The organism is Pedobacter caeni (assembly GCF_900129215.1).
GTDB lineage: Bacteria > Bacteroidota > Bacteroidia > Sphingobacteriales > Sphingobacteriaceae > Pedobacter > Pedobacter caeni.
Map to the genome: position 1 here is coordinate 382,209 of NZ_FQUQ01000006.1, position 25,844 is coordinate 408,052.

The 25,844-nt window shown below is 42.5% G+C and carries 18 protein-coding genes and 1 pseudogene; 10 read left to right on the plus strand and 9 right to left on the minus strand.

The features are described 5' to 3' along the window. The first annotated feature begins 60 nt into the window (after positions 1–60). Genes BUC20_RS28690 through BUC20_RS28710 form a run of 5 tightly spaced genes read left to right on the plus strand, consistent with a single transcriptional unit; the run spans position 61 to position 9,400 of the window. The gene (locus BUC20_RS28690; RefSeq protein WP_073236557.1) at positions 61–3,264 is read left to right on the plus strand and encodes a SusC/RagA family TonB-linked outer membrane protein; all 3,204 of its coding nucleotides are present in this window, start codon (positions 61–63) and stop codon (positions 3,262–3,264) included. Positions 3,265–3,291: 27 nt separating this feature from the next. After that, on the plus strand, positions 3,292–4,872 hold the full coding sequence (locus BUC20_RS28695) for a RagB/SusD family nutrient uptake outer membrane protein (protein ID WP_073236745.1): 1,581 nt from the start codon (positions 3,292–3,294) through the stop codon (positions 4,870–4,872). Positions 4,873–4,887: 15 nt separating this feature from the next. Continuing rightward, positions 4,888–6,171, plus strand: a complete 1,284-nt coding sequence (locus tag BUC20_RS28700) for a hypothetical protein (RefSeq protein ID WP_073236560.1) — start codon at positions 4,888–4,890, stop codon at positions 6,169–6,171. A 3-nt stretch (positions 6,172–6,174) separates the two neighbouring features. Further along, on the plus strand, positions 6,175–8,640 hold the full coding sequence (locus tag BUC20_RS28705; protein ID WP_084529380.1) for a polysaccharide lyase 6 family protein: 2,466 nt from the start codon (positions 6,175–6,177) through the stop codon (positions 8,638–8,640). Further along, a complete protein-coding gene (locus tag BUC20_RS28710) occupies positions 8,627–9,400 on the plus strand; it encodes a polysaccharide lyase family 7 protein (RefSeq protein WP_073236563.1) in 774 nt (257 codons plus the stop codon). Before BUC20_RS28705 ends, BUC20_RS28710 begins: the two co-directional genes overlap by 14 nt. 27 nt (positions 9,401–9,427) lie before the next feature. Here BUC20_RS28710 and BUC20_RS28715 read toward each other — a convergent pair whose 3' ends face one another. The 8 genes from BUC20_RS28715 to BUC20_RS28750 all read right to left on the minus strand — a co-directional run bounded on the left by BUC20_RS28715 (position 9,428) and on the right by BUC20_RS28750 (position 20,825). Next, positions 9,428–10,420, minus strand: a complete 993-nt coding sequence (locus BUC20_RS28715; protein ID WP_084529382.1) for an aspartyl protease family protein — start codon at positions 10,418–10,420, stop codon at positions 9,428–9,430. 24 nt (positions 10,421–10,444) lie between these two features. Further along, entirely contained in the window at positions 10,445–11,710 is a 1,266-nt protein-coding gene (locus BUC20_RS28720; RefSeq protein ID WP_084529384.1) for a thioredoxin family protein, read from the minus strand. Between the two features lie 109 nt (positions 11,711–11,819). Next, positions 11,820–13,313 (minus strand): PKD-like family lipoprotein, encoded by a 1,494-nt coding sequence (locus BUC20_RS28725; RefSeq protein ID WP_159441178.1) that lies wholly within the window; start codon positions 13,311–13,313, stop codon positions 11,820–11,822. Positions 13,314–13,332: 19 nt separating this feature from the next. Continuing rightward, a complete protein-coding gene (locus BUC20_RS28730) occupies positions 13,333–14,103 on the minus strand; it encodes a DUF4843 domain-containing protein (protein WP_159441179.1) in 771 nt (256 codons plus the stop codon). 38 nt (positions 14,104–14,141) lie between these two features. Continuing rightward, positions 14,142–15,554, minus strand: coding sequence for a RagB/SusD family nutrient uptake outer membrane protein (locus BUC20_RS28735; protein WP_159441180.1), 1,413 nt, complete (start codon positions 15,552–15,554; stop codon positions 14,142–14,144). Positions 15,555–15,586: 32 nt separating this feature from the next. Beyond that, positions 15,587–18,997: a SusC/RagA family TonB-linked outer membrane protein gene (locus tag BUC20_RS28740; protein ID WP_073236578.1), complete on the minus strand. Its 3,411-nt coding sequence runs from the start codon at positions 18,995–18,997 to the stop codon at positions 15,587–15,589. A gap of 41 nt (positions 18,998–19,038) precedes the next feature. Then, on the minus strand, positions 19,039–20,091 hold the full coding sequence (locus BUC20_RS28745; protein WP_073236581.1) for a FecR family protein: 1,053 nt from the start codon (positions 20,089–20,091) through the stop codon (positions 19,039–19,041). A gap of 146 nt (positions 20,092–20,237) precedes the next feature. Continuing rightward, positions 20,238–20,825: an RNA polymerase sigma factor gene (locus tag BUC20_RS28750; protein ID WP_073236583.1), complete on the minus strand. Its 588-nt coding sequence runs from the start codon at positions 20,823–20,825 to the stop codon at positions 20,238–20,240. A 219-nt stretch (positions 20,826–21,044) separates the two neighbouring features. Between BUC20_RS28750 and BUC20_RS28755 the strand changes: the two genes are divergently transcribed. The 5 genes and pseudogenes from BUC20_RS28755 to BUC20_RS34485 all read left to right on the plus strand — a co-directional run. Continuing rightward, entirely contained in the window at positions 21,045–21,632 is a 588-nt protein-coding gene (locus BUC20_RS28755) for a porin family protein (protein ID WP_073236586.1), read from the plus strand. Positions 21,633–21,660: 28 nt separating this feature from the next. Beyond that, on the plus strand, positions 21,661–22,737 hold the full coding sequence (locus tag BUC20_RS28760) for a sensor histidine kinase (RefSeq protein WP_073236589.1): 1,077 nt from the start codon (positions 21,661–21,663) through the stop codon (positions 22,735–22,737). Next, the gene (locus tag BUC20_RS28765; protein WP_073236592.1) at positions 22,724–23,467 is read left to right on the plus strand and encodes a LytR/AlgR family response regulator transcription factor; all 744 of its coding nucleotides are present in this window, start codon (positions 22,724–22,726) and stop codon (positions 23,465–23,467) included. Before BUC20_RS28760 ends, BUC20_RS28765 begins: the two co-directional genes overlap by 14 nt. 230 nt (positions 23,468–23,697) lie before the next feature. Then, positions 23,698–24,240, plus strand: coding sequence for a GyrI-like domain-containing protein (locus tag BUC20_RS28770; RefSeq protein WP_234994615.1), 543 nt, complete (start codon positions 23,698–23,700; stop codon positions 24,238–24,240). 246 nt (positions 24,241–24,486) lie between these two features. Further along, positions 24,487–24,678, plus strand: a pseudogene (locus tag BUC20_RS34485) (JAB domain-containing protein); the annotation flags it as partial. A 98-nt stretch (positions 24,679–24,776) separates the two neighbouring features. Here the strand turns inward: BUC20_RS34485 and BUC20_RS28780 are convergent. Next, positions 24,777–25,691, minus strand: a complete 915-nt coding sequence (locus BUC20_RS28780) for a DUF6268 family outer membrane beta-barrel protein (RefSeq protein WP_073236595.1) — start codon at positions 25,689–25,691, stop codon at positions 24,777–24,779. Positions 25,692–25,844 lie beyond the last annotated feature (153 nt).

Consider the following 25,844-nt stretch of genomic DNA (forward strand, 5'->3'; position numbering starts at 1 on the left):
CAGAATACCGGCTATAATTAGCCAAAAACGAGCAACCTGAACCAAATAAATTAACCAGATATGAATTTTAAAGTTTTGTTACGAAGCATAGGGATGGTGATGATCTCCTGTTTCCTGTTCGCAAACACAGGCTGGTCACAAAGCAAGGTAAAAGTGCAGGGTGTGGTAAAATCCGCATCCGGCGAGACTCTACCAGGGGCATCTGTGACGGTAAAAGACAGCAAGCAAGGTACGGTCACGAATAACAAAGGAGAGTTTAGCATCACTGCAGAGACCGGAAAACTATTGCTTTTCAACTACCTCGGCTTTCAGCCGCAGGCCTATGTGGTGAAAGCAGCTGAAAACATCACCATCACCCTCCAGGAAATTCCGAATACCATGAACGAAGTGGTGGTGATCGGATATGGTACCCAAAAGAAATCCGCAGTAACAGGTGCGGTGAGTAAATTGAAAAATGAAAACCTTGATGAAATCCCAACCTCCCGTCTGGACAATGCATTGATCGGAAAGATTGCCGGGGTAACCATTCAGAATGTCAGTTCTGAATCCGGCGCAGAACCCATTGTGAGGGTCCGCGGATTCAGTTCCATCAGTGCAGGTTCTCAACCTCTTGTGGTAGTGGATGGATACCCCGTTCCCGATGGTTTATCCTTCGTGAACCCACAGGATGTAGAATCTATAGAAGTATTGAAAGATGCCGCCTCTGCCGCCATTTATGGCTCAAGAGCTGCCAATGGGGTGATTCTGATCACCACAAAGAGCGGCAATTCGGACAAACCCAGGTACAGCCTGAAATCTTATTATGGGTTTAAAAAGCCTTATGAGCTCAACCCGATCATGAGCATTACCGACTATACAAAAATGCTTTTTGCAGAAGCAGCCTTAAGGGAAAATGACCCTACAGTTCCTGCCAATGGAAAAAACCTGATCACTGGTCCTGAACGTGCGGCCTATATCATCGAAGACCAGATCAGTGGTGTACCCACCGACTGGCAGCAGGAAGCCTTGCAAAGCGCAGGCATTAAAAACATACAACTCGGCATCTCCGGAGGTAAAAAAGACCTTCGATATTACATTTCCGCCAGCGGACAAAAAGATGAAGCGGTCCTGAAATACAGCGACAACAGCAGGATCAATGTCAAAGCAAAAGTGGATGGTGCATTGAGCAAAAAAGTAGATTTCAGCATCAACTTCAATCCGTCCTATATCAAAACACAAAGACCTGCGGTAAATTTCACGGATTATTTCAGGTTCGGTTCTTTCCTTCCGGTAAATCACAATGAATTTACTGCTGCTTATGTACGTCAGAATTCACAATGGGCCAATATCCTTCCCGGTGATTTTGTACAGGCAAGACATTTTAACGGATTGCAATATTCAGGGACCATGCCCGATGGCAGCATCTGGACAAGTACCGGCCCGGTTGAACCTTTTGCCACAAGTAACAATACCCCGGTATCAATTGCCGCCAGAGAAAACCGCGATCAGCAGACTTACCGGATGCTGGGTGGTGGGGATGTCAGCATCAAATTCCTGCCCAACCTGATCTTTAAGAGTTCCATTGGTGGTTATTACTCCCAACAGGAAAACAATACTTTCACGAAATCAAGCGCCAGAAAAGATGGGGATGTTAATGAAGCAACCATTTATACCAAAACCTATCTAGACCTCCTACTGGAAAACACACTGAACTATAACCTCACTAAGGGCAACCATAGTTTCAGCGGTTTACTGGGTTTTACCACTCAGCAAACACAGATCAAGGAATCTAATATGGTGGGAAGGAACTTCCCTACCGAAAACTTTGAAACCTTAAATCAGGCCGCTCAAATTGACCAGGCTTTAACCAATACACTCAAAGACCGCATCGGCCTGATCTCTTACCTCGGCCGTTTTACTTATGATTACAAGAACAAATACCTGCTGGCCCTCAGCTACAGGATGGATGGCAGTTCCTATTTTGCTGAAGGACAAAAATATGGTTCCTTTCCTGCGGTATCTGCCGGATGGGGAATCGGAAAAGAAGCGTTCATGAAGAACGTTTCCTGGGTTAGCAATATGAAACTCAGGGCGAGTTATGGAGCTACAGGAAACAATAAAATTCAAAGTTTTGCCTTCCAGAACCTGCTATATCCGGGCAATTATTCTTTTGGCAGCGGAACAGGATCGGTAAACCTGGGGCTTGCCCCCAACTCTGATGTGCTGGCCAATCCGAACATCACCTGGGAACGTACTTTTGAATTTAATGCAGGATTGGACCTCGGTTTTATGAAAGACCGTTTCGGACTTACCCTGGAATACTACAACTCAAATACGGATAAATTACTTTACAAACGCTCTACGCAATCTTTCAGTGGATCTTTTGAGTACTTTGACAATTCAGGAAGAATCAAAAACCAGGGTATAGAGATAGAACTTAGTTCACACAACATCAAAAATGACCATTTTCAATGGTCTACTTCCCTGAACTTCTCTGCCAACAGAAACAAATTACTGGAGCTTGGCGGAGAACCATTTCAGTACAATTACGGGGAACGAAATGAAATCTACGCCGCCATTGTAGGACAACCGGCCATCCAGTTTTTTGGCTATAAAACCGATGGGGTATGGACTTCACAGGCTCAGATCGATGAGGCCAAAGCAGGTGGACAAACCTCTACCCTGGCAAAGTATTATGCACCCGGAGGTTTAAAATTTGTAGATGTTAATGGGGATAACAAGATCGATGTAAACGACAGAACTTCATTGGGCAGTCCTTTTCCGGATTTCACCTGGGGCATCAACAACTCTTTTAAATACAAAGGCTTTGACCTGAACATTCTGATTCAGGGAGTGCAGGGTGTGAAGCTGATCAACGGAGATGCCAACTACAACGAATCCAGAAGGTATAACGAAAACTTCAATAAAAACAGGTGGATCAGTGCCGCAAATCCGGGAGACGGAAAAACGCCTTATTATACCAATGGAGAAAACTGGCTGTTAACGGATTATGTGATTGAAGATGGTTCTTATGCAGCGATCAGAAATGTGATTTTGGGTTATACCATTCCTTCCAGATTTACTAAAAAATTAGGGGTTACAGGGATCAGGTTGTACAGCTCTGCAGATAACCTGTTGTACCTGATGGGCAAATCCTACAGGGGCATTAACCCGGAAGCAAGGGCTACTTCTTCTCAATACTCTTCTCCTTTGGTTGATGGGTATCAGCGTGGAGCTTTCCCGATTTCCAGGACTTACACTTTTGGGATAGACGTTAATTTCTAGATTATGAAAAACTTAAGCACATTTAAGATGAAAAAGCTAACCCATATCGGAGCAGGAATTTTACTGATCATGAGCACAATGGCTTGCAAAAAGATCATCAACATTGACCCCATTTCTAATGTTGGGGTAAATGCTTTCTATAGGAATTATGAGGAAACAAAGGCAGGACTAACCGGCTGTTATTATGGATTGCAAAAACCTTTGGAATACGAATGGATGTTAACAGACCTGCGGACAGACAATTCAAAACAAGGGGTAGCGAACAGCTCTGCTTCCATCAATTTTGAATTTAATGAGCTGGACATGTTTACCCTGAATTCGGCACATGATAAAGTTTACCAATACTGGTTACAGACCTACAAAAACATCAGGTCTGTGAATTATGTATTGAAGAGCCTTGGTGCCAGCTATGCTGCCGGAAAAACCAGTCTGGGAGAAGGAACAGCCACCATGAGCGCAGCACAGAAAAACCAGCTTGCCGGCGAAGCCTTATTTTTACGCGCTTACCATTATTTTAACCTGGTCAGGTTATATGGAGATGTATTCCTCGTTACTGAACCTGTAGATCCGGAGCAATCAAAACGGATCACCCGGACACCTGTAGCAGCATGTTATCAATTGATCGTTGCAGACCTGCTTGCTGCTAAAGATCTGCTTCCTCAAACTCCCTACACTCCTACGGCCAATACAGATGTTGGGCGGGTCAGTTCATGGGCAGCAAGAGCCTTGCTCGCCAAAGTATACCTTACCACTAAACAACCCGCGGCAGCCCTTCCTTTACTGGATGAGGTCATCAGCAATAGCGGCCATGCATTACTCCCATCTTTTGCAGATGTCTTTTCCATCAATAATGAGATGAACAAAGAAATTGTTTTCGCAGTGAGGTTTAAAGCCGGAGGTTTTGGTCTGGGCAATCTGATGGCCAATAACTTTGCGCCAACGTCCAGTGGAAGCGCCATTGTAAACGGAGATGGCAGTGGCTATAACTTCCCCACCAATGAGTTGGACCAGACTTATAAAACTCCGGCTACGGGAGCTGCAGACAATAGAAAGGCAGTTACGATGGCAAAGTATTCCTCGAAATTGTACGTCAAAAAATTCATTTCTCCGGTATTGGTCAAGTTTGATGCAGAAAATGATTTTCCTGTACTCCGGTTTTCGGATGTATTGCTCATGAAAGCGGAAGCTCTGGGTTTTGGAAACGCTGCTGTCAACCTGATCAATCAGGTAAGGGAAAGAGCCGGTGCGGTTGATTATGTTTCAGGTGATTTTTCTACCGGATTTTATAAATATCCCCTGGATGGCAGCAGCCCAAATTCATTGACAGATGAGCCCCGTTTTGTAAATGCCTTACTCAACGAAAGAAGACTGGAATTTGCTTTTGAAAATCAGCGGTTCTTCGATCTTTTGAGAACCGGGCAGACCATAAAAGTGATCAAAAACCACTATGCCTTAGAATTTGACAGTCATTATAAAGCCTACCGTCCGGCATTTACCCTTGCAGAATTACAGGCCAACCTGACCGACGAGAAATTGTTGCTGCCCATCCCTCAGCGGGAACTGGATGCCAACGATCAGATTAAAATCATTCAGAACCCAGGGTATTAACCTTTAACAAAATTGATGATGAAGCATAGCTTTTTAACCATTGCACTTTTGAGCGGTATGCTGCTTTATGGTTGCAAAAAAGATAAAACGGCAGTGAGTAGCCCGGATACGATCAATACCAGGGATTTCAGCTATAATATGGCGACCAAACAGATCAGCCCCGATGCAGAAATTAACGGGGAACTGAATTCCCCTGCAGGAATAAAACTGGTTTACTATTACCTGGTCCGGAACAACATTCCTGATTCCCTGGTCCATATCGGAACTCCTGCGGAGGAAAGCAGAAACAACTATAAGTTCAATATTCCTACTGCCAGTTTTGGAAGCGTAAAAATGACGCAGGCATCGGGGATAAAAATGATGGTAAAACACCTGGACAATACTTCCTTCGAAGCGTTCATCAAGGTAACCGCGTTCACACCTCCTCTTCCTAAACTGGAAGAGACACCGCTGAGCCTCGTTCCCGACGCCAATGGAAAGATCAAAATCACAGGAAAGGCCAGCTCCGAAAACGGACTAAAACTCATAGAGGTCTTTGATGATTTTGAAGGGACATTTGCACTGGCCGGAAAAGTCGACCTCAGTCAGAATGAGAAAGTTTACCAACTAAATTATGAGTATACCTATCGTAAAAATGCAGGGAAGCTCAAAGTAGTCGCTACGGATAATTTTGGATTAAAAGCCGAAGCTTTGATCAGTATTCCATTAAAATCATATGCCCTTTATCAGGACCTGAGTATGATGGCCAACGGCACCGCTTCTGCCCCGTCCAACAGCAGTTTCTTTATTGGGGAAACGGGTTCCATTCTGGGCAGCTGTAACATCAGCGGACAGGAACAAAAGCTTGATTTTGTAACCTATTGTTCCAGCACGACTCCTGTATTTACTTTTTACAGCCCTGGAAATACGACCACAATTGCTAAAAACTATAAATGTGGGGCAGTGATCTGGGAGCCGAATGCAACAGATCTCAAAGCCACCAGGTTCAGGGTCCTGATTCCGGGAACCGCTGCAGCAGACCGGATTTACGCCGCTTATAATGGCAATACGATCACCGATCTTAACGATCAGTTTTTTGAAGGAATTGCCGTTCCGGGCAGCAGCACAGCCAAGTTTGACGCTGCAGTTGCCAACCAGGCAGCAAATACCTTTAACCTGACCACGGCCTATCTCCTTTGGATCCGTGTGCCTAAAGCTGACGGAAGTTTTGTGAACCAATTGCTAAGACCGAAAGAGGTAGTGATCGGTTCTACACCTGCATTATCAACGATCAAGTTTGACATTTTAGTTTCTAAATAAGCCATGAAAACATATCCTTTATCTTTTTTGTTGTGTTATAGTCTAAGCTTATTTCCTGGTCCGGGGATAGCAGGAGCGTCTTCCCCGACGGCAAGTGCTTTCCTTAGGTCCGGGAATAATACTGTTGCGTTGTTTGTAAACAGCAATGCAATAGTAAATAGCCCTGCGATAGTAAATAGTCATGTGACGGCAAACAGCCCTTTGGTTGTAGATAATCCTGAAGCTTTAAAAGCAGCTGTAGCAAAGGCCAGCCCTGGAGACATCATCCTGTTAAAAGACAAAGAATGGAACAATTCGGGGCTCCGTCTTCAGGGAAATGGAACAGCCGGAAAGCCCATACTGATCATGCCTCAGACTCCCGGTGGAGTTACTTTTACGGGGCAGTCATTTGTACAAATGGGAGGTTCTTATCTGGTATTTAAAGACTTTCATTTCAGGAATGGATACAGCCCAAAAAGAGAGGTAATTTCTTTCCGCATCAACAATGAGGTTCTGGCCAATCATTGCAGGGTTACAGGAATTGTGATCGAAAATTATAGTCAGCCGGAAAGGTTTAAATCCGACAGCTGGATTACTTTGTACGGCAAACATAACCGCATTGACCATTCTACTTTCGTCAATAAGCTCAATTCCGGACCGCTGATCATTGCCGAACTCGATGATGAACGTAGTCAGCAAAACGAGCACAGCATAGACAGCAATTATTTCAAGGGCCGGCAGCGGTTTGGTTCTAACGGTGGAGAGACCATCAGGATTGGTGTTTCCAGGTATTCCTTAACTGCTTCCAGAACCAATATTGTCCGCAATTTCTTTGAGCGATGTAATGGTGAAGTAGAGATTGTGTCGATTAAATCCGGAGAAAACAACGTCAGTTTCAATACCTTTCTGGAATGCGAAGGAGGACTGGTTTTAAGACATGGTTCCGGCAATGTAGTGGAAGGGAATTTTTTCCTGGGCAACAATAAACCTTTTACCGGAGGTGTCCGTGTCATCAATCCCAACCAAAAGGTGGTTAACAATGTGTTTTCCGACCTTCAGGGAGTAAACTTCAGGGCCGCACTGGCGGTATTGAATGGTGTTCCCAACTCCTTAATCAACAGGTATTATCAGGTAAAAGATGCGCTGATCGAGCATAACACCTTTATCAATAGTGCCAGCATCCTGTTTGGCGCCGGTAAAGATGCAGAACGTACCCTCGCTCCGGAAAATGTATCCTTTAAACACAACCTTATTCTGAGCAGCGGCACAGAAGTGTACACCAATGCCAATACCGGAAATGGGATTCTATTTTCAGATAATGGCCTGGAGAAAAGTTTCAAAGGAGAAGTGCCTCAAGGCTTCAAGGTCATGAAAACCAGCAGCATAAAAGTCAATGGATTTTCATTGCCTTACCACCCGGATTACGGCGCTGATGTAAAGAAATTACCCTTGATTAAAAAAGAAAACACCGGTGCTTCCTGGTACCATCCTGAACCGGAGAAAACCATCAGGAAAGCAATGAGCTTCCAGGTCAGATCCGATCAGAGTCAGACTTTACCTGCGCTGCTTAAGCAAGCCATTGCAGGCGATACCATTGTCCTTTCAGAAGCAGCAAACTATAAGATATCAGCAGAACTTTTAGTGAGCAAACCTTTAATCATCATGGCAGCACCCGGCTTAAAAAGCAGACCAGTATTGATCGGTACCTCTGCAAAATCAATGGATGCTTTTATCAGCATTGAAAATGGAGGAGACCTGCTGGTCAAAGGCATTGCCTTCAAAGGTACTTATGAAAGTTTTCCCGCTGTTGATGCCGGCATCCGTTCTACAGACCGGCCCATGAACAGACCTTACCGTCTGGAAATCAACAACTGTGAGTTCTATGATTATAATGAAAGTTCGAATGCAGGATTTAAAGCATCTAAAAGCACCCTGGCAGACAGTCTGGTAGTACTGAACTCGATTTTCCACCATATGTCTGGTGCCGGGATTGACCTTTCCTCTGAGAAAGAGGATAAGGGGATGTACAATGCAGAATATACAGTGATCAAAAACTGTACATTCAGCAATTTACTTGGTGCTGCAATCAATATCTACCGCGGAGGAAATGACGAAAGTACTTTGGGCCCCTTTGTGACGATAGACCACTGTACCTTCAATGAGGTCGAAAACAGGGAGCAGGGAACGGTGGTCAGGCTCATTGGTGCACAACAGGCTGCTGTGACCAACAGCAATTTTTCTTATTCCGGACAAGGCGGAAGATCGGTTTTATTTCAGGAATACCGCTGGGACAATATTCTGGTAGATTACTGCAATTTCTACGAGTCGGGAAAGGTAGAATCCTTTTATCATAAAGCTTCCGGTGCTCATATTTACCAGCTGAAACCGGAATATAAAAACCCGGAACAGTTAAATTTCGAATGGTCGGGAAACGCTCCTTTATCCAATCATCAAACTCCTGTTGGAATTATTGCTTATGATCCTGAATAACACGACATGCAGATTTTTCCGCACAGGTATTTCCTTTGCTTTGATGTTGCTATGGAATGCATCGAAGCCGGTTTCTGCACAGCAATTACCGTCGGGTATATTAGACCTGAAAAACTGGAAATTAAACCTTCCTGAGGGCATTAAAACACCGGGAAGATCAGATGAGTACAGACAACCAGAGTTAAATGCTTACCAACACCCGCAATGGTTCCACGCCAATACTAAAGGAGATGCTGTGGTGTTCCGCGCCAATACAGGCGGGACCACCACCAGCGGATCTGGTTATCCCAGATCGGAGTTGAGAGAGATGACTGCTGATGGAAAGAAAAATGCTTCCTGGTCTTCTTCAGAAGGAACTCACACCTTATTTATCGACCAGCGCATCACCCATCTCCCGGATAAAAAACCACATATGGTGATCGGTCAGATTCATGATGACCAGGACGACATCATTGTTTTCCGGTTGGAAAAGAACAAACTATTTATCAGGATGGACGATGAGAATGGTCCGGTGCTGGATGAAAATTATCAACTGGGAACACGGTTTACCGTTTCCTTTATTGTACGGAAAGACCAGACAGATTGTTATTACAATGGGCTGCTAAAGTTCAGCTATCCGAAAGTCTTTCGTAACGCTTATTTCAAAACAGGAGCTTATGTCCAATCATCCTGTCAGGGGAAGAGACAAGTGAAGGGGGAATCCTGTGATGCTTACGGGGAAGTGGAAATTTACCGGGTAACTGTAAAACATGAGCCTTAAAGGATGAATAAGAAATGAGTCCTGGACTCATTTCTTTAACCTTGGCAATACCGCAGCCATATCGTAAAAACTCATGGTCTGATCCAGGTAATTGATCTGAACATAAAAGTATTTCAGAAACTGAAAGCCCAGAATACCTGAAACATTGAGTTTTTTATCAAAGTCTGGCATCACATTTAAGCCCATTTCTATTTTCTCCATATTTAATCCCCCAATGAGCATATTGCCCAGGATCCCACGACGTACTTTCCCTCCATTGCCACTTCCTTCGGTCATGCTGACTTCTTTCGTTTGTTTCCAGATGGCACTCAGCTCATTTTCTAAACTATGGTCCATTACATTATCGGTAGACCCTGTATCCATAATAAACTGATAAGTCTTCCCTCCTATACTTGCTTTAACAACGGGAAAGCCATTGATCATTACAAATGGCAAATTGATCAAAGCAGGGATTCCCTGAATTAAAGGAGACATTACAGCTTTCTTATGGAGCTCCAGCTCCCTTGTTGCGAAATTCATGGAAAGCTGGTATTCCTTAAAAAAAGCACTTCCAATCAGTCCAAGTACTTTATCTTCCGTTCCGCTGTTGAGCTGACTAAGTTTAAAAGCAGGAAGGCTCTGATTGTCCAGTTTCAGGTTCTGCCATTCGAATGACTCCAGCCGAACCTTTTCCATTGCCATTGCTCCTCCCATTCCGGTCATCTTTTGTCCGCTGGATTCTGTTTTAAAGTGTTCTGAATTCAAGAGGATAAAGCCATTACTTCCGGTATCGACCAACAACAATCCTTTTATGCCATTGACTGTTGCCTCAACAAACATCAATCCGCCTACAAATTTAAACTTTGAGATGATCTGATCAGGAAGTTTAGTGGAAACCACCGATCCGGTAAACTGACTGATTGTCGCTGGAGTTCTAAAGGAGTTTAAATGATCATGGGCAGCGAATAGTGATGATGCAGGACTGAGTACCAGACTTAAAAAAACAATTTTACGCAACATTGCAGGTCTTGATATATACATGATTAATTACTGACGATTTTGTGATTAGTTACTGATAATTTTTGGAGTAGGATTAGTGGATAAGGATCTCTTCAAATATTCTTCTGCACTGATATCCGGATAGTTTGGTTTGCTTTTACGGATCATCTGCAATGCTTTCGCCGCATATTCCAATGCAAGGGCTTGCTGGCCATTATAGGCATACAACTTACCCAGGGTCAGGTTCACTAAATGATCATCACTTTGCTGATATGGACTTAAAGCCGATAAGGCCAGTTCATTGTCTTCCTTCACTGCTCCTTTTCTGGCGACGATCAGTGCCAGTTGCGCAGCCTGCTGCCTGTCCAGTTTTGACCGGTGAGTTGCCAATACTTCTTTCGCCTTCAGGTAAGACTGATTTTCATCCATCATCTTCAGGATCGTTGCTGCATGATATGCGGTTAAAAATCCTGCGGTATCCGGGCTGTAAAACTGATTGAAATAGTTCAGCAATCCCAGTTCATCAACCTTATAATTTCTCTGGTTGTCTTTTCCGGCTTCCACTTTAATCGCTTTAGACATGACCTCTGCATCAATCACCTTTTTTAAATAGTTTGCTGCTTTTTCCTTCCCGATTACTGTTGCTAATTTTTCTTTGTTTTTCAACAAGCTCATGAAATATTTACTACTGCTTCCGGTGGTCATGAACATCATCAACTGAATACTTTCCAAAGAAAACTTATCCTTTTGAAGGCTCAGAAAATCATCCGCAACAGCAGTAAGCTGGGCATCTCCGGCGGCAGCCAGTTTTCGAACATAGGCCAGTATAAATTCGGCAGATCTTTCCCCTTTAATATAGCGGTTTTTGAAAGACAACATTTGTTGAGCAGGGTCCAGTGCTTCTTTTCCTATCGCAATAAAGTCCGCTGGTTTCAAACCTCCACCACCCGCTTTATGAACCAGGTTTCCATTTTCATCGAAAAACAAATAACATGGATAAGAATTGATCTGATAAGTTTTTTCAAACATTGCCGCATCCGCATACCGGCCTTTTTTAATCGCATCATCGTTTGGTGTTTTATCCATCTGGAGTTTAAAACTGATGAAATTGGCGTTGAAGAAATCGCCTACTTCCTTTACCGGAAAAACATCTTTGTCCATTTGTTTACAGGGACCACACCAGGTGGTATAACTGTCAACAAAAATGGCCTTCTTTTCCTTTTTGGCCTTAGCCAGAACGTCTTTCCAGCGAGGTACATCTTCGAAGTTAATGCCCTGGCCAAAAGTAAGACCTGTGACCATACTAAAAATCACTACGAGTATTCGTTTCATGAGGTTATAATTTATGTGTGTGTGTTTCGGATAAAAAAACCATCCCCGGAGGAAGGGGAATTCCCCCAGGGTGGTTAAAAAAAAGCACAGTGTTTAGCAGAAATTCTCGTTATTTCCAGGGTATCGCTGGATTGAGTGTATTGTATTTATATTTCACCTCCCTGATTTTCCCAAATTTTTCATACTTAGAAAAGTAAGTACCACCATTGAATGAACCCGTTGGATCTATTTTAAAGAAGAAAACAGCACCTGAATTTCCGGACTTGCTGTTTACCACAGCAAAAAACTGCGTTCCGTTAGTCATTAACTGATCAATAGATACATTTGTCTGATCAAAAGTATAGACCACCCTGGCTACATCATTTGTAAAATCATAGGCATAGATTTTATTTTCTGACGCATAATAGGTGAGTGGATTATTAGAAGCATTTACATAAGCCGTTGCCATAGAAAAGCCTGGGGCAGTTACCTCTTTTACACTTTCGCAATAGCTGGCCAGCGACTTATAAAAACCAAATTTATAAACAAAGGTTTTGCCGGTCTGATTGTCTTTACAATAAGCCAAAGGTTTTAAAGAATTGAAATTTGCAGCTCCGGGACTCACTGTGGAAGCCATATTATGATCGAAAAGCAGACAGGATTTATTCCCTATATCTTCTACATCAAAAGCATCTGCAGGATTCTTGATGATGGACTGCATTTTCCCGGCAGACTTATTGAACTTTAAAAAACGGTGATGCAGGTCATCGTACACGAACACATTAGCACTCATGATCAACGATTTTGTGGCCTTATAATCACCTGAAGCCCGGTAACCGAACAACAATGGAGGGGTGATTAAAGTGGTTGTATGTACACTCCCGTTATTGATCATGTAATTATTTGCACCAAAGAAATCCTGATAGATGAGCGTTGGTGCATAAGTACTTTGGGCATCAAAAAACCAGGCTTTAACATCTTGTAAAAAACCAAAACTTGGCAATAGTGTATAACCACCGCTTTTTCTGAATATATATAGCAATCCACTGGGATTGGCCGCAGACTGGATCATGGACATCCCGGTAGCTTCCCTGAGGCTAATGGTATTGTTTGCTGAGAAGGCACCCCAAAACACCTCTGGTTTTGTATTGTCCAGTATAACGTCGATATCCTGAACGCCTCCCTCCTTATCATTCAGTACCAGAAATCCTTGTGAAGCTTTTGCTTTTACGTTAAGCCCATAGGTCCTGCTTCTGATGATATCAGTTTTTACATCTTTTACTTCCAGAAGAACGGTATAAAGCCCGATTGGCACCCGAACTACATACAAGAGATTTTTCAGCGAAGAGATCTTCTTTATCGTAGTATCCCCTACCCTCGCCTGTTGCGGAATCAGCTTCCAGCTGAATTCCAGATGTGTACTATCCCCGGTAAACGTAACCTCAGGGTTGATCTTCAGGCTATCCAGCTGAGAGAACACGAAATTATCCTGGTTAAACTCAGGCCCCTTGGTACTGAGCTGATCCATTGGTCTGAGGTCATAGTTCCCCTTGTCCTTATAACAGGAAGAAAACAGAATCCCGATCAGGGAAAGCAATATAAATGAGTAATGAAATCGTTTCATTTTTTTATCAATTAACAGGTTAAGGGAATATGACATTTAAACCGTTCTCATCTTTTAGCGGATAAGTGAAAGGATCATTGGCTGCAGGCTTCAAAACACCGGCATTCAAATCGTCCAGGACTGATCTTAATCTCAATTGAAAATTGGCGAATTTTACTCCCGAAAAAATATACCTGGAAGGATCTTCCAGTGCAGCGGTAGCAGCAAAATTGATCTCTGGAAAACCAAGCTGATATAGCACAAAGCGGTGTTTGGTTTTAGAATAAGCCCCAAAGAAACGCAACATTTTAGTATCCCAATCTATCGGTTTCACCATGAAATTGAAAAAGGCTACTTTACATTTCAATTGTTTGGCCAGACCTGGCTGAAAATCCTCAGAAGCCACAATTTTAAATGAAACCTTCTTCCTGATGGTTTCCAGATCTTTGGTTTTACGAAGGATAAGCTTAAAAATGCCTTTAAATTGTCCGGCTTTAATGATGCCTTTTCCGAAATCAAAATCAATGCCTTCTACTGCAGAAGACTCTTCGGAAATGGCGGCTACTTTAAATTCACGGTCTCTGTCTGCCGTTCTTCCGGTTACATCGACCGGGAGAAACAGCGTATCGCTTTCCAGGTTTCCTTTTGAGGCAAAAGAGAAATCCAAACTGTCAATATAGGCTGGCGGATTGGGAACATTTAACCTGGAAAATTGTACACGGTCTCCTCCGTCATAAAGCTTTACCTCCTCCTTCTTACAGGAAGACAGCAAGAGCAAAATCACTGTGGTAATATATATTGGTTGTTTCATTGTCGTTTGTTTTTGGTTCATCGTGATCAAAGAAGCGCTTACCTTGCGCCATATATTTTTTCATTTTCCGGCAAGGGAAGTACATAACTTTTGGCAGACATCTGCGCAACAGGACTGTCTTCAATATGACTTGCGTTTATCCTTTTGTAATAGTAAAAGAGCTGACCTTCCATAAAAAACTCTTTACGGTATTCCTTTCTGATCTCTGTCTGCAGATCGGCATTTGCCAGAATCGGTAGAAGTCCTCTGTTGCCCAGTACAGTATTGAGGTAGCTTAAGGCTGTTGCCGGGTCTGCAGCTGATTCCGCAGCGATATAATACATTTCTGTTAAGCGCATCAAGGGGATATAATTCCTTTGCAGATTGAGCGTAGTGCTCTCATCGGCAAGATCAGGATACAGGAACTTATGCGAAATCAGAAAGCCTTTAATCTGTTGCATCATCGGCGACTTATACCGGATGTCTGTAGGCTGGTCTCCAAAAATATTCCCTTTGAGTTTAGCTTCCTGGGTAAAATAATAAGGGGCAGTGGTGGTCAGATTGGTTTTAGGCTCCAATACCGTAAGGGCTCTTGCTTCGAAAGGTTCGCTATACAAGGAAAACAGGTGCTCAGTATGAAAACTACGGTCCGTATTGATGACTGTTCCTGGTAGCATCAGAAAGACCTGCTTTGCGTCGATCACCTCTTTTGCTTTGGCAAAGGCCTGTATTTTATTCCCCATGTAAAGATAAATCCTGGCCTTAAGTCCTTTTGCGGCATACAAATTCATTCTCACCTTACGGTCAGCAGCTCCCTTTACTCCGATAAGGTCCCCTGTCATCAGACTTTCCGCCTGATCCAGATCTGCGAGTGCCTTGCTCAGAATTTCTTCTACTGTAGAGAATGGGGTAACTGTCCTTCCATAGGCAGTCACATAAGGCATGTACTTTTGATTGTCTTTGCTCAGATAAGCCGGTGCGAACAGGCGCAACAGATCAAAATGAATATAAGCCCTGAGCGCCAGGGCCTCTCCTTTGATCAGTCCGTATTTATTTCCGGAAAAGACGCCTTTCTTTTCGTCTATATACTCCAGGATGGCATTGACCTGAGCAATGGTATTAAACTGCTGTAACCATACCCTATCGATCATTGACCGGAATTGTTCAGTTTCATAATCCAGGTTTTCTACCGGTTTCAGCAGCCTTGTTGCCTGCTCCGAAGAACTGCCCACAGAATAATCAGAAGCCATCACACTCATCATTCCAAAAGTAAGTTCCCTGCCATAGGTTGCTTCTTTAGTCATAGATACATAAGCACCGGTCATGGCCTCATTGAAACCCTGCTCTGTGGAAAAAAGCTCCTCTTGTTTCAGGTCTGTTTTAGGCTGTACATCCAGCCATTTCTTACAGGAGCTGAGGGTCAGTACTGCCAGCAGGAATACAGGAAGGCATCTGTTTTTTAATAACTTCATTTTGTTAAAATATTTTGTGATTGATAAGACCATTAGAAAGTAACATTTGCCCCGAATGAGATCCTTTGTGCAAAAGGATATTGTGTACCACGCTCAATCCTGATGGTGGAGAAGCGGGCCACATCATTCATGCTCAGGCTGAGCCGAAGGTTTTGCATATGCAGGCGTTTCATCAGCGGAGTATTGTTCAACGTATAACCCAGGGTAACTGCCGAGATCGTCACATAGTTGTTTTTCTGAACAAAACGGGAAGTAGATCCGACCCTGTTTGCTACTCTGTTTAGGGCGAAAGTACTGTATTTCGCTTCGTCGCCAGGTCTTGCCCATTTGGATTCATAAGCTCTTACATCCACATTGTTCGCGCTGATGTCAATGTCTTCCACTTTAGAAAGTAAGGTCGAATTGTACAGATATCCACCTGCCGAATAACTGGCAGCAATTACGGCATCCCATCCTTTATAGCTGAAATTGGTTCCAAAACCTCCGGAAACTACCGGCCGTTCATCTGCAACGGCGATCTGATCTGCCGCTCTCCAATCACTGCCAATACTTCCATCGCGATACCGGAAAATTTCATTTCCTGTTGCCGGATCTATCCCCAGCGAAGGCAGGGCATAAATGGCGGATCTTGAACTTCCTTCAGTAAAAATATTTGGTGGTAAAGTCGACTTTTCATCACTGTCAAAGCTGTATTGCATGGCATCCAGAATCACCTTGTTCCGCTGTTTCATGGCATCAGATATTTTGGATATTTTGTTTTTATTCGCACCGATATTTCCCCACATTCCCAGTCTGACTTTATTGGCACCTCCAGGAAGTAACCTCAGGTTTAGCCGGATATCAAACCCATTATTCGTCAGCTCTCCGATGTTATCGGTAAAACTTGAAAATCCTGTGGATGGGGCGAGTGTAATGCTTTGCAATAGGTTAGAAGTATTTTTCAAATAGTATTCCGCATTAATAGTCAAAAGGGAACCAAATAAACCCATGTCCAGGGCCACCTTTTTCTGACGTGTGGTTTGCCATTTCAGGTCTGAATTTCCAAGTCCCTGAATCAACGCACCGAAATCGCGGTCGTAAATATTATCGGTATTGTACTGGTATTTCGTCATTGCCTGGTAAGGCGCAAAATTCTGGCTTGCCGTTTCCGCGATTGCTCCTGTTAGCCTCAATGAACTAAAGAAATTTAAACTTTGAATAAAGGATTCCCTATGGAGGTTCCAACCCAATCCAGCCGACCAGACCGGTGCATATTTTTCATTCGACCCAAACTGCGAGGAGCCATCGAGTTTAAAGGAAAGATCTACAAAATACTTGCCGTCATAAGCATAATTAAAGGTGGCAAGGAGTCCTGCCAGACGACTGGTATTGTCCAGTCCTCCGGGACGGGAATTCTCCCTGTACTGCTTGGCAAAAGCCAGCTCATCCATTTTTGGATTTGGAAATCCCTGTGCCTGCACCCTGCTGACACTGGAAACAGACTCCTTAATATTGAAACCAGATTGAAGGAAGAAACTGTGCTTATCCGCAACCAGCTTACTAAAGGTTGCAAAAAGAGCTCCCTCATACCCAAAAGAATTCGTATTGGAGATGTCAAGACTTCCACGCAATGCGTAGGCTGCCTCCGAAGGGGAAACGTTCAGAAAGCTGGAATGATTAGCCGGCAAGAAATCCTTTGTATCGGAGTACCGCTTAGAGAGCCCAAGGGTTGCCCTTAAGCGAAACTCATCATTCATCTTCCACTCCGCAGAGAGGTTATTGATGATCTCCGTATATTTACTGATACTCTGGGTATTGATCGTTCCATCATACAAAGGGTTGATGATATAGGATGCCCGTTCTCCATTTGTGGAGGTTTGCTCATAAAGAAAAGGAGAATCCCCTCCTCCCACTCCCGGAATAGGAAAATAAGGCTTTGCATTCACGAACGACTGGAAGCTGCCATATGGCGTAGCTGTTCCTTTCGTATTGGCTACCTGAAGGTCATTCCTAAACAAAAAATCTCCGGTAATGTAATTGAACAACATATTTCCCTGGTAATTATTTCTGGAAGAACCTTTCATAATCCCCGGGTTAAGTGCTGCAGAAAATCCTATGCTGTATTTAAAGGACTGCTCACCACCATCTAAGGTGAGGGAATGGCGTTGTTCCAGCGCTGTTTTTAAAGGCTGGGACAGCCAGTAAGTATCTGCACCACTTTTCAATAAAGAAAGCCGGTCGTTATAAAGTTTTTGTTGTAGGATGTGCTCAGCAGGTGAAGAACGTGTGTACAGACCAACCCGGTCTTCGAACTCCAGCAACCTTGCCGCGTCGAGCATATTATAATCTCTTAAATCCGGGATTACCATATTAGCGCTCAGTGCATAAGTGGCCCTGAGTTTACCTGAGGCAGGAGATTTAGTCACGATAACCACTACTCCATTTGCCGATCGGGTACCATAAATTGCAGAGGCAGAACCATCTTTTAACAAGGTCAGCGATTCAATTCTGTTCATGTCCAGGTCTATAATTCTTTCCAGAGAAGTTTCAAAACCATCCAGAATAAATAAAGGCAGGTTTGGATTGCCATAAAAGGCATTGCGAAGATCACCACTGGCATAACTCTCAGACAGGTTATTTCCTCCCCGAATCTCAATATTGGGCATTGAATTGGGATCTGATCCGAGCAGGTTGTTGTCTATAATCCGGAAGGAAGGGTCCAGCAGTCCCAATCCCTGAAGCACGTTTGACGAACTTAATTTCATCAGCTCCTGCCCGGTAAAGGTAGTCGAGCTTCCCGTATAAGTATCTTTTTTACGTTCCGAAATCCCGGTCACCACGACCTGATTCAACTCAGAAATTTCTTCTTTCAGGACTGTGGTTATACTGGTATTTTTACCGATCTGTATTTCGGTCCGCATAAAACCGATGTAAGATAAAATCAGGATTTCCCGGTCTGCAGCACTGATCCGGTATTTTCCTTCTGTATCAGACATTGCAGAACGCCCCGGATGTCCTTTTACATGAACAGAGACACCAGGCAAGGGCTTTTTCAAATGATCTATTACGGTTCCTGAAATCAGATTCAGGCTTACCGCCCCTGTTTCTTTTTCTATTGTTGCAACTTTTGCCTTTACGGCGATCATCGTCCCATCCTGCTTAAATTGGAGGAAAAGATTAAGCTCCAGCTCTGCAAGGACCTCCTGAATGGTACGGTCTTTCTTTTCAAAGCTGATCAGTTCACGGGAATTGAGTTGTACGGCATTGTAATAGAACTTCACTTTATAAACACGTTCTATTTGCTTAAAAGCATTTTCTATGGTTTGTTTTTTAAAGGCGATGGATTTCTTTTCCTGTGCCCTTAAACCGTATGAAGAAATAAAAAATACGGCAATAAAGATCACACCTATCCTGCAGCAGGTCTTTACCCCTTGCCGCAGCAGGTCCAGTAAGTTTTTAGTCATAAATGGTTAGTGGTGGTTGTGTGTTTGGTTTATAATGTGGATTAATTGAAATCTATAACGACTTTATCCTTTTCAATTTTGAAACTGCAATCGGTAGCAAAGCAGAAGATATTCAGGACACGTTCCAAAGATTCATTTTCATAGGTTCCGGAGAATTTCCCAGCGGATTTTTGCTTTCCGCGGATTTCAAAGGGAACACCATACCAGTCTTCCAGGGCGCTGACCACGCCATTGAAACTGGTATTGTTAAATTTAAGCTGCCCTTTGATCCAGGCTTCACGTGTCTGGACATCGAAAGTTTCCTTCTCCATCAGGTCTACAGACCTGTTGAGCATCACCATTTCTCCCGGTCCCAGGATCTCTGGTTTATTGTCTGTTTCCGATGTATACGATTTCTGAACTTTCAGTTTTCCTGTCAGCAATTCAATTTGTTGTCCGGATTCATGAGGATAAGCACGCATATAAAATGAAGTTCCCAGTACTGTTGCCTTCATGTCATTGGATTCAATCACAAAAGGAAGGGAAGCATTCGGGCTGACTTCAAAATAAGCCGCCCCCAGGAGGACAATCTTACGGTTGTCTTTATTGTAACTATGGGGAACTTTAAGAACCGTATTTGCATTGAGGACTACTTTGGACCGGTCTGGTAAAGTGATGTTTAATCTTTCTCCCAGCGGCGATTTGTAAATGCGGTATTGTTGTTGTTCCTGCTGAAGAGCCAGCTCCACTTTCGCTTCGTTCCGGTATTGATAAAATAAGATTGCCCCTGCAACCAGTAACACTGAAGCCGCTGCGGCATACCACATCCGGTTTAAAGTAAAGCGCGCTCTTTTTTCTGCCACAACAATATCAGCTGCGTTTTCTCCCTGACCCGCACGGACCAATGCTTTAAACTCTTCCAGCGCAACTTTCTCTTCCCTGCTTTTCAACATCAGGTTTAAAGCCATCACCATTCTGCCGGCCTCAGCAACCTGAGCGGCATGTTCTGCTGATTCTTCTGCGTAATTTTGCCAGCGAAGCACATCTGCCTCATTGCTTTTATGGCAATAGTTGACAAAGCTCTGGTCTAATATGATTTCTTCAAGTGTGTACATCCGGGTCTATCTCTTTTTATACCAGACGGAATAAGGTGTTTTTTTTACCATGAAAATTTCAGAAATTCTGAATAAAAAACACAAAACACTGTAAATGAACAAGAAAAACACAAATAAATCTATTGTAAACCGAAAGAAGGGAAAGCCTAAACAAAGATCAGTGTGAGGAAAACATTCAGGTCTTTAGGGTTAAAGTTCTGCTTATTCAACTCTTCGCGCATGCGCTTGATCCCCTCAAAAAGATTATTATAAACACTTCTGATGGTCAATGAGGTCCGTTCCGCAATCTCTTCATTGTTCAATCCTTCATAATACTTCAGAAAGATTACCGTCTGACAACGCCTGGGCAGGGTTTCAAAGATTTCGGAGAGTTTGTTCTTAAGCGCTTCCAGAGACTGGGCATTGAGCATGTTTTCCTCTGTGGAGGGCTCCGACCAGGTGTCGGTGAAGTCGTCCAAAGGTTCCATTTTATATTTTTTCTCTATCCGGTGGGTATCGATCAACTTCCGTTTAAATGAAGTAAGAATATAGGATTTCACATTGCTCACCTTTGTGAAATCTGTTTTTTTTTCAAGAAAGGAAAGGAAGGTCTGGTTGATATTGTCTTTGACACCAGCCAGGTCCATTCCACTTTTAAGGCCTACAAAAACAAGGTAGTTGTAATGCTGCTGATATAACCCGTATATATCATCAGGCATTGCCAATTCTGGTATGCTCCCATCTAGCTCAGACATTTATGCGATCCTCCTTAAAATAAAATCGCAATCTACCATTCTAATCCTTTAACATGAAATATTTTCTTAACCGTCATCATCATTTTACCTGCCGTCATCAGGATCATGCCTTTCGTCAAATACTTTTCCCATCATCGGGGATTATTCGCCCCTTTGCGGCCAACAAATAAAAATCAATAACACCGGTGGTTCCCTGGAACTGCCAGCAACATTAAAAAAATGAAAAAACAATTTCTTTTACCCCTGATTGCATTTACAATGATGGCTACTGCAGCCTCTGCTCAAAAAAATCCTTTCCATATCGGTCTTAAAGGAGGAGCTAATTTCAGTAAGTTACCTATTTCTTCTGAAGGCGTTACTTCCAAATATGCAACAGGCTTTTCAGCCGGTGCTTTTACCAGAATCGACATTTCTAAAGTTTACGTTCAGGGAGAGCTGTTGTTCAGCAAAAAAGCAAGTAAGTTTAACTCCGACCTGTTAAACGATCAGAAAGTAAGCTGGTCAAGTATTGACGTACCGGTATTGGTAGGTTATAAACTGCTCAACATGGATCTGCTGAATGTAAGAATCTTTGGTGGTGGTGTTTATTCTTATACCATCAGTGAAAAAGCATCTCTTTTCAAACAGATAGACAATTCTTTTAACAAATTCGACAAATCAAATATCGGTTACCAGGTTGGTGCAGGAATTGACGTAGGAAAGCTTACTTTTGACCTTAGATATGAAGGTGGATTATCAAGCGTTAGCAAACAGTTTAAATCCCGTCCTAACTCCTTTCAGGCAAGTGTAGGATTTATGATTTTCTAAAACCTTTGATCTAACTTATTTCATCAGCATGAAGAAACCCGTATTTGACAAACACTTTTTTTTTATCGCCGGATTTTGGTTCCTCCTTACCGTTACCCTCATCGCACAAATCAGCCGTGATTATCCTACAGCCTATGTTGTGTTTCCATGTATGGTAATTATAGGCTGTGCCATTTTGATTTCTTCTGTTTTCAGCAATAAGATTCTTCCCAATGCTTTTGAAAAAGGAAAGACGCCTTTATTTGCGCTGCAAAGTTTCCTGGCCATTGTTTTACTCACTTTTGTCATCGCCGCGGTAAATTATCTGACCTTTCTCAAGTATGGAGCTAATTATACACCTTCTGATTTGTCATTAATAAAATCAACCAACTCATTTTGGTTTATTTTTTTCACCAGCTCTCCCGCGTCTTTATTGATCTTAGGAGCAGTTTGTGGATTCAAATTTTATCAGAGACACAGCCAGATTGAACAGCAGCATAATTTGTTAAAACAGGCACACATGGAAGCGCATGTCCGGATTTTACAGGATCAGATCAATCCGCACCTTATGTTTAATGTACTGAACCACATCCATATCCTGATGAAAAAGGATGTTGATTTAGCCTCGGTATTGCTGGTTAGGTTTTCGGATATCCTCAGATATCAGATCTATGAATGTAACAGGGAAACCGTGACACTGGAAAAAGATGTAAAGTACCTTAAGGACCTGGTTTCGGTTGAAAAAATCCGATGGGGAGAGGAACTGGATGTCAAATGCGAATGGAATATTGCTAACGGAAAGAGGGACATCGTCCCTCTTTTGTTGGTTCCGTTTGTAGAAAATGCATTTAAACATGTCTCCCGTTTGCCCTCTTCCAAAGGTTATGTTCATCTGGAATTACACCAGCATGAGGAAAACCTCCGGTTGATCATTGAAAATTCAAATTCTACACAACCTTCCAGAAAAAACAGCAGCAATAGCGGACTTGGCCTGGAAAATGTTCGTCAACGCCTGGAGATTCTTTATCCGGAACATCACGAACTGGAAATTACAAACACCGGTACAACGTTTAAAGTTGCACTCCATATTAATTTAGAAAAGAAAGCAAGCTATGCAGAGCAATAAAACCACTACAGAATTACCCCTGCAATGTCTGGTCATTGATGATGAACCGATTGCAAGAACAGGGATCATAGATTTTATTGATCAGGTTGATTTTCTTCAGGTGGCCGGCTCCTGCTCCACTGCCATGGAAGCATCAGACTTCATCCATAGTAATCCAGTGGATTTGTTGTTTCTGGACATTAACATGCCTTATCTTACTGGTCTGGAGCTATTGGAGTCTATGGAAAATCCTCCATTAACCATCCTTACTACTGCCTATTCGGAACATGCACTGGAAGGATACCGATTGCAGATTGTAGATTACCTGTTAAAGCCCATCACTTTTCAGCGCTTTCATCAGGCGGCAACAAAAGCAAGGCAATTACATCAGATGCAGCGCTTGTCAAAGCAAGCACCGACCATAGATCCTTTCCTTTTTGTTCGTCAGAAAGATAGCTTTAAGAAAATTCTCTGGGCTGATATTTTATATGTAGAAGGTATGCAGAACTATGCTAAGTTAAAGTTCAAAGATCAGGAGCTGATTATCCATCAGACTTTAGTGTCCCTGGAAGAAATCCTACCTGCTGATCAGTTTTTCAGGATCCATAAGTCTTACCTGGTCAATATCGCCCATATAGATGTGGTATCAGGTGGACGGATATTCATTGATGGTCATGAATTACCAATATCCCGGCACCGCAAAGAAGAACTGCTGAAAGAAGTAGTTTACAATAAACTCATCAGCCGATAAGCAGTTGCCCAATATTGTTATTAAAGCTACTCATTACTGAAGTCTATCATCATCTAAGCTGGTTTAATTAAACAAGCCATGATTTGGTTCAAGAATTGCCCACTCAGGGTATAAAAAAGGCAAGCGACCAAAAACGGTCGCTTGCCTTTTTTATTTTCGATTCATTTTACACTGCCATAGGGTTGTCACCGGGACGTTCTAGATTTACCCTCTAACAAAATATAATAAAAATGAAAATAAAGAACCTTCAGTATTGGATGCTTATTCCATTCCTACTATGCTCTTTCACCACTCAATCGCAAACCAAAAAATCTACAGCAATGAACATTCAAAAATTTAACGTAATTGGAATTTCAACAAGAACAACGAATGAAAACGGACAATCCGCTAAGGATATTGAAAAATTATGGAGTAAATTTTGGACTGAAGAAGTACAAAAACAAATTCCAAACAAAGTCAATGATGATATTTACGCAGTTTACACAGATTACAAAACCGACTTCAACGGTCCATACACCACCATTATTGGAGGTGTGGTAAGTTCGCTGGAAAATATTCCTCAGGGCTTCGTCGGAATAACAATTGAAACTGCGAAATACCAAAAATTTATTTCTAAAGGTAAAATGCCAGCAGCAGTTTTCAATACCTGGCTGGAAATATGGCAAAATGACAAATTAAACCGGGCCTATCAAGCTGATTTCACTGTTCACGGAAAAAAATATTACCTGGGAGATCATGCCGAGGTGGAAACTTATATATCCGTAAAAGAATAAAGTCTTTTGATACACCTTCTCTTTGCTATTTGAACAGGAGAACACCTATACTTATTTTCCGTTCCAGCCATTCCCTATTCAAGACGAAGCAAAGAAAAACTCATAGTTCAATCAATTATCAGGAATATTAATGAAGCGGAATGGACGATGATTCGTTACGCCATCCTTATCAACAGAACTCTAATTTAAATTATTGTTGTTATACTTTTAAGTTAAAGCCGCAGACCGGCCAAGAGTAAAGGGAATTTTAGCTGCGTTATTGCTGATGCGAAAGTAGTTTTTGCCATCGCTTTAAGAGGGGCGGCAAGCGGAATCTTACTTGCGTATAATCATCCCTCAGGATCGCTTAAACCAGCTCTGAATGACCTTAAAGTAACCGAAAATCTGAAAAGATCTGCCTGGCTACCGGGCTTAAAAATTGTAGATCATCAGTCCTGAAGGTTATTTCAGTTTTTCCGAACATCAGCTTTTATAAAAAATGCTGCCCTCCCTTGAAATCAACAGTTCAATTGAGGACAGCACTTTGTTATTTTCAACTATTTCTTTCCAAAGTTCCATTTTAAACCTACTGCTCCGTAAGGTGCTGGTTTAAAAGAAGATATTTTTTCGTCTTTTTTATCTTTAAAAAAGTCGGATAGCTTTCTGCTGGTAAAAGTCATGGAGCGATATACAGAGTAACCTGCGGTCAGCTCAACACTCAGCGACTTACCGATTTTAAATTCTGGCCTTAAGCCGGTCACCACCTGCAGATACGACAACTGGAATTTATCGTCCCTGTCTACATCAGCCGTCATCGAGCTGATCTCTCCAACTGCTTTCAAATTGATGGCCTCATTTACTTTCATTCCCACTTCAACTCTCTGCGGGAAATTCACGAGTACCTGGAATTTCCCTTCTGTCTTCCAGGTAAAATATATAGCCGGCAATATCATCGGTACCCCAAAAGTATTCGATACTACAGGGCCAAATCCCAGGGCAGTTCTCGGGTTGAATTGTTTAATAAAGATCACTCCCCCCATTGCCAGAACATCCTTGGAATTGAACTTTTTCATATTTGTATACACCCCTGCCGAAGCCATAAACATGATGTTCCAGCTTTTACTCATTGGCCGCAGGTGCATCAAACCAATACTGGCATTTAACAATTCATTTGGAAACAGGCTTTTTTCATAATCCCGGTTTTTTATAGAAGCATATGAACCTTCAAGCATCAGCCCCCAGATCTTTGGCCTGCCCATGGAATCCACCTTTACAGATAATGGAATTCCTATTCCCCCTTCAATTCTTCTCATATCACTCTTTCCACTATTGCTATCTCCATTGCCATTTGGACTGTAATTGGAAAAAGGAATATATTCGCCTTTCAGCCTTATTCCCGGTTCCATTTGTGCTTTGCTATTTAGGGTAAAAAATGCTGCCATGACCACAAGGCAGTAGGTTGAAATTTTCATATTTTCTTAAAATCAATGATTAAATATATTTTTCGGCGAATTACGGCATGTTCCATTCCCTGCTGAAATATTATTGACCACTGGTAAGCTCGTGTTGACAAAAGGCAGATTTCTGCACTATCAATAAGATTTAGAGAAATTAAGTTCAATTTC